The organism is Streptomyces sp. ID05-39B, assembly GCF_033794725.1.
Classification (GTDB): domain Bacteria; phylum Actinomycetota; class Actinomycetes; order Streptomycetales; family Streptomycetaceae; genus Streptomyces; species Streptomyces bobili.
Map to the genome: position 1 here is coordinate 21,359 of NZ_JARGEF010000096.1, position 6,000 is coordinate 27,358.

The following is a 6,000-nucleotide window of genomic DNA, read 5'->3' on the forward strand; positions in this document are numbered from 1 at the left end:
CGTCATGCCAGATTGATTTTCCGGCTCCGCTAAAAAGGGAATTAACCATTCCCCCATGGCATATGGGGGCGCATCGAAATAGGAGCCCAACATTCCGGGAACCGGAGACGGCCAGGGCCGGTCAGTCGCCGGCGGAGTCCCGGATCGCCCAGCCGCGCAGCGACTCCACCCCGAGCGACCGCGTCACGACCCGCCGCGCGGCGGCATGGGCGGCCGCCTGCGTGGAGGCGGACACGAACAGGACGAGGTCGGCGCCATCGGCACCGACCTCCGCGTAGACGTGCTGGACGCCGTCCTGGGTGCCGGCCACTTCTCGGACGGACCGGCGCAGTTCACGGTCGTCCAGCGGCCCGGGACCGGGCATCAGGCGCACATTAATCATGTACATAGCAAGCTCGCGCAGCTTGGCCGACAATCGGTCAACTTCGGTTGTAATCGCGCCACAGGTGTCTCATTCCGGTCAGACAGCCGGGGCCGTCACTGACGATCTACCTAGCCCGCGGGGACGGGAGAGCGGGAGACTGGTACGTGGTCCGAAGACGTACATAGGGGGCGAAGAGTGTTGCGGATACTCGGGCTGGCATCTGATCCGGAATGTCTGTATCGAGCCATGATCGGGGAACCCCATCTGGATGTGCCGGGGCTCGCCTCGCATCTGGACTGGCCCGTCGAGCGGGTCCGGCACGCCCTCGACGAGCTGGCCCGCCTCGCTCTCGTCCGCCCCTCCGGGGACACCCCCAGCGAACTCCTCGTCGTCAACCCCGAACTGCGGCTGACCGCGCTGCTCACCCAGGAGGAGGTCCGGCTCGCCGAACGCCAGCAGGCCATCGCCACCAGCCGCCAGGCCGTCACCGAGATCATCGGCAGCTATCACAACGCGGTCCGCAACCAGCGCGGACTGGAGGTCGAGCGCATCACCGGCCTGGAGATGATCCGCGCCCGGCTGGAGGAACTGTCCCAGGAATGCACCGAGGAGCTGAGCGCCTTCATCCCGCTCAGCAGACAGCCGGCCGACTCCCGCCGCGCGGTCCGCCCGCTGGACGAGAGCCTGTTGAGCCGGGGCGTCCACATGCGCAGCGTCTATCTGCAGGGTTCGCTCGGCGACCCGGACATGACCACGCACTTCGACTGGCTGACCGACCTCGGCGGACGGGTCCGCACCGTGGCCACCCTGCCCCTGCGGCTGATCATCTTCGACCGGCGGGTCGCCGTGGTCCCCTCCGACCCGGAGAACACCGCCTCCGGCGCCCTGCTGCTGCGCGGCAAGGGCCTGGTCTCCGCCCTGTGCTCGCTGTTCGAACACGTCTGGGAGGCCGCGACGCCCTACGGCCAGGAGCCGATCACCGACTCCCGCACCGGCCTGTCCAGCCAGGCCCGCGCCATCCTCAGCCTCCTCGCCCAGGGCTACACGGACGACGTGGTGGCCAGAAAGATCGGGGTCTCGGTGCGCACCTCGCGCCGCATCACGGCCGAACTGATGAGCCAGCTCGGCGCCCGCAGCCGTTTCCAGGCCGGTGTCCTCGCGGGAGAACGCGGCTGGCTGAGAGGCGCGACGGCAGAGGGCGGCACCTCGGACTGACCCGCCCGGACCGCCGGCACCGGCCGCGCGCACGAGGCGGGCCTGCGTGGAGACGAGGGTGACGCGGACCGGCGGGGCGACACGGGCGCCGCGGACCACCGTTGAAGCAGATACGCAAGCCGACGTAGAAGAAGCAGATGCGCAAGCCGACGTAGAAGCAGAAGTGGGGCGGGCCGCCGTAGCGGCGCAGGGCGCGCGGCCCGCCGTGGAAACCGAAGCCGCCCCCCGGGGGAAGCGGGTGTCGCGGCTGTGGCGCCGGGCGCCACGACACCCGCCGCTCACCGGGCCGCGGCGGAGCGGAAGGCGCGCAGGGCCAGCGGCACGACGACCGCCAGCAGCACGCCCAGGGTGAGCACCGAGGCCAGTTCCGGATGCCGTACCGGCAGGCTCGCACCCGCGGAGGCGGGGGCGTTGCCCCACAGCACCCGGCATGCCTCGGCCACCGAGCTGACCGGGTTCCACTCCGCGACCGCACGCAGCCATCCGGGGAGTCCCCGCAGCGGCATGAAGGAGTTGGAGAGGAACGAGAACAGCACCAGGGCGAGGGCGGTGACGCCGTTGATGGCCTCCATGTTGCGCATGGCGAGACCGATCAGCACGCCCAGCCAGAGCATCGCGTACGTGAATCCGAGAAGCAGCGCGAAACCCGCGACCGCCTCGAAGAACCCGCCGTGGATACGCCAGCCGACCAGCAGGCCGATGCCCGCCACCGCGCCCATCGCGGCAGCCGCGGTGACCAGGTCCGCCACGGTGTACGCGAAGAGCACCGAGGCCCGCGAGATGGGCATCGACCGGAACCGGTCGGTCAGCCCCGCCCGCAGGTCCGACGCCACCCCGAGCGCGGTGGCGCCCACACAGGCCAGGCCGACCTGGGCGAACACGCCGGCCATCACGTAGTCGTGGTACTCGCCGCCCTTGACGCTGATCACACTCGCGAACAGATAGCCGAGGATGACCACCATCGCGATCGGCGTGAGGGACACCGAGATGATCTTCTCGGGTGTCCGGCGCAGATGCGTCATCTGCCGCCCGGTCAGGGCCAGGACCTCACTCATCGCCGCTCTCCTTGGTCTGCGCACCCGTCCCGGTCAGCTGGAGGAACACCTCGTCGAGCGACGGCCGCCGCACGGCGAAGTCGGTCACCGGCACCCCGGACCGCTCGAGTTCCGCGGCCGCGCGGGCCACTCCCCCGATGCCGTCCACGAGCCGCACCGCGACCCGCCGGGTCTCCCGGTCGACCACCGGTGCCTCGGACACCGCGCGCCCGAGCGCCGCCGCCGCCACGTCGAGCGACTCGGAACGCTCGACGGATATCTCCAGCCGCTCGTCACCCACCTTCCGTTTGAGTTCGTCGGCGGTCCCCTCGGCGATCACCCGGCCGGAGCCGAACACGGTGATGCGGTCGGCGAGGAAGTCCGCCTCCTCCAGGTACTGCGTGGTCAGCAGCACGGTGACACCGCGGGCGATCTGCTCGCGGACCTGCTGCCACAGCGTGATCCGGCTCGCCGGGTCGAGCCCGGTGGTCGGCTCGTCGAGGAACAGCACCTGCGGCGAGGCGACGAGACAGGCGGCCAGGTCGAGCCGCCGCCGCATGCCGCCGGAGTACGTCTTCGAGGGCCGGCCCGCCGCGTGCTGGAGCCCGAAGCCGTCGAGGAGTTCCTCGGCCCGGGTCTGCGCGCCGCGCCGGCCGAGGCCCATCAGCCGGCCGATCAGGACCAGGTTCTCGCGCCCGGTGAGCAGTTCGTCCACGGCCGCGTACTGCCCGGCCAGGCCGATCCTGCGGCGCACTTCGCGCGGCCGGCGCACCACGTCGTATCCGGCCACCGTCGCGCGGCCGGCGTCCGGCGCGAGGAGGGTGGCCAGGGTGCGCACCGTGGTCGTCTTTCCCGCGCCGTTCGGGCCGAGCAGTCCGAGCACCGTTCCCGGTGGAACGCTCAGATCGACACCGGCCAGCACTTCGTGATCACCGAATCGCTTTTTCAACCCTTCGGCTTGAATGGCGAATTCCATGCCCCTCCCCGCCCTCTTCTGGATCTCTCCGAGTGTGTGTGGATTCGCTTTCCGAGGCGTGAAGGTAGCAGGATAAATACCGGCCAGGTGCCCGTAATGTCCGGTATGACATGGCAGCACTCTGCAGCCGCAGCATGCTGCCTCCGCGAGACCTACGAATGCCCGCGAGCGCGCGCCAAGCTTTTTCCCGGAACCCCGCACCCCCCATGCCGCAGGAGAGAAGAAGCGAAATGGCAGCCAAACGGAACCTCGCAGCCGCACTCGGCAGGTGGAGTGCCGAACACCGGAAGACCGCGGTGTTCGGCTGGCTCGTCCTGGTCGTTCTGGTGATGACGCTGGGCAGCTCGGCGGGCCAGGTCAACCTCACCGAGGCCGACTACGGAACCGGCGACTCGGGCCGCGCCGAGCGCATCCTCCAGGACGCCGGACTGACCGAACCCGCCGGTGAACTGATCTACATCCGCAGCGACGAACTCACCACCGACAGCCCCGGGTTCACCAAGGCCGTCGCCGACACCACCGACGCCCTGGAGGCCACCGGCCTCGTCACCCGGGTCCGCACCCCCGACACCACCCAACTGGTCTCCGCCGACAAGCACGCCGCGCTCATCCAGTACGACGTCAAGGGCGACCCGGACACCGCGGCGGACCGCGTCCAGCCGGTCATCGACGCCGTGGAGAAGACGGACGCCGCCCACCAGGACGTGACGCTGGGTCAGTACGGTGCCGCCACCGGCCTGAAGGCCATCAACGACAGCCTCGGCGAGGACTTCGTGCGCGCCGAGTACACCGCGCTGCCGGTCTCGCTGGGCATCCTGCTCGCCGTGTTCGGCGCGCTGGTCGCCGCCCTGCTGCCGATCGCACTCGCCGTGACCGCCTGCGTCGGCGCGATGGGCCTGCTCGCCCTGACCAGCCACGTGGTGCCGGTCGACGGCATGACGAACTCCATGATGTTCCTGATGGGGCTCGCCGTCGGCGTCGACTACTGCCTCTTCTACCTGCGCCGCCAGCGTGAGGAGCGCGAGGCGGGCCGCGACCACGCCACCGCCCTGCAGATCGCCGCGGCCACCTCCGGCCACTCGGTGCTGATCTCCGGCCTCACGGTGTGCGTCGCCATGGCCGGCATGTTCCTGTCCGGGCTGACCGTGTTCGAGGGCTTCGCCATCGCCACCATCGAGGTCGTTGTCATCGCCGTCCTCGGCTCCATGACCGTCCTGCCCGCCCTGATGGCCATGCTCGGCGACCGGATCGGCGCCGGCCGCATCCCGTTCCTGGGCCGCCGCCGCGCCCGCCGCGCCACCGCCGGTTCCGGTTCCGTCGCTCCGCGCAACAGCGTCCTGCTGCGCGGTGTCCTCGCCCGTCCCGCCGTCTTCGCCGTCCTCGCCGTCGCCTTCCTGCTCGCCCTGGCCGCGCCCGCGCTCGGCATGAAGACGGAGAAGCTCGGCACCGACAAGCTGCTGCCCAAGGACAACCCGACCGTGGTCGTCTCCCAGCAGATCGAGAAGGACTTCCCCGGTTCACCCGCGCCCGCGAGCGTCATCGTCAAGGCCACCGACATCGACTCCGCGGAGATGACGCGGGCCATCGCCGACTTCCGGGCGCGGGCCGTGGCCTCCGGCCAGACCGGCAAGGCCATCGACGTCACCGTCCACGCGAAGGAGAACATCGCCGAACTGAGCGTCCCGCTGGCCGGAAACGGCTCCGACGCCACCTCCAGGAAGGCCCTCACCACCCTGCGCGAGACCCTCGTCCCGGACACCGTCGGCAAGGTCGCCGGCACCACCGCCCTGGTCCGCGGCGACCTGGCCTTCTCCGTCGACTACAACGACCAGCTGAAGAAGAGCATCGTCCCGGTCTTCGCCTTCGTCCTCGGCGTGACCTTCCTGCTGATGCTGTTCTCCTTCCGCTCCCCCGTCATCGCCCTCACCTCGATCCTCCTCAACCTGCTCTCGGTGGGCGCCGCGTACGGCGTGATGACGGCCGTCTTCCAGCACGGCTGGGGCGCTTCGCTGGTCGGCACGGAGGGCATCGGCGCGGTCGAGTCCTGGATGCCGCTGTTCGTCTTCGTGGTCCTGTTCGGCCTGTCGATGGACTACCACGTCTTCGTCGTCTCCCGGATCCGCGAGGCCTACGACCGCGGCGCCACCACCCGCGACGCCATCGCGCACGGCATCCGCAGCACCGCGGGCGTCGTCACCAGCGCCGGCCTGATCATGGTCGCCGTCTTCGCGGTCTTCGGAACGCTGGAGATGCAGGACTTCAAGCAGCTCGGCGTCGGCCTCGCGGTCGCCGTCCTGCTGGACGCCACCCTGGTCCGCGCGGTCCTGCTGCCCTCGGTGATGCTCCTGCTCGGCGACGCCAACTGGGCGGCCCCCTCGTTCCTGCGCAAGTCCCGCCCCGCCGCCCCGGAC

The 6,000-nt window shown here is 70.3% G+C and carries 5 protein-coding genes; 2 read left to right on the top strand and 3 right to left on the bottom strand.

Annotation, left to right across the window (positions count from 1 at the left end; genetic code table 11):
- Window positions 1-121 precede the first annotated feature (121 nt).
- Window positions 122-382, bottom strand: a complete 261-nt coding sequence (locus tag P1P75_RS21260; protein WP_319257666.1) for a hypothetical protein — start codon at window positions 380-382, stop codon at window positions 122-124.
- Window positions 383-610: 228 nt separating this feature from the next.
- Between P1P75_RS21260 and P1P75_RS21265 the strand changes: the two genes are divergently transcribed.
- Window positions 611-1,579, top strand: coding sequence for a helix-turn-helix transcriptional regulator (locus P1P75_RS21265; protein WP_319257668.1), 969 nt, complete (start codon window positions 611-613; stop codon window positions 1,577-1,579).
- Between the two features lie 278 nt (window positions 1,580-1,857).
- Here P1P75_RS21265 and P1P75_RS21270 read toward each other — a convergent pair whose 3' ends face one another.
- Together P1P75_RS21270 and P1P75_RS21275 are read right to left on the bottom strand one after the other, a co-directional pair.
- Window positions 1,858-2,634, bottom strand: coding sequence for an ABC transporter permease (locus P1P75_RS21270; RefSeq protein WP_086769269.1), 777 nt, complete (start codon window positions 2,632-2,634; stop codon window positions 1,858-1,860).
- Entirely contained in the window at window positions 2,627-3,589 is a 963-nt protein-coding gene (locus P1P75_RS21275; protein ID WP_319257670.1) for an ATP-binding cassette domain-containing protein, read from the bottom strand. Before P1P75_RS21275 ends, P1P75_RS21270 begins: the two co-directional genes overlap by 8 nt.
- Window positions 3,590-3,819: 230 nt before the next feature.
- Between P1P75_RS21275 and P1P75_RS21280 the strand changes: the two genes are divergently transcribed.
- A partial coding sequence (locus P1P75_RS21280; RefSeq protein ID WP_319257672.1) for an MMPL family transporter occupies window positions 3,820-6,000 on the top strand: 2,181 nt, incomplete at its 3' end.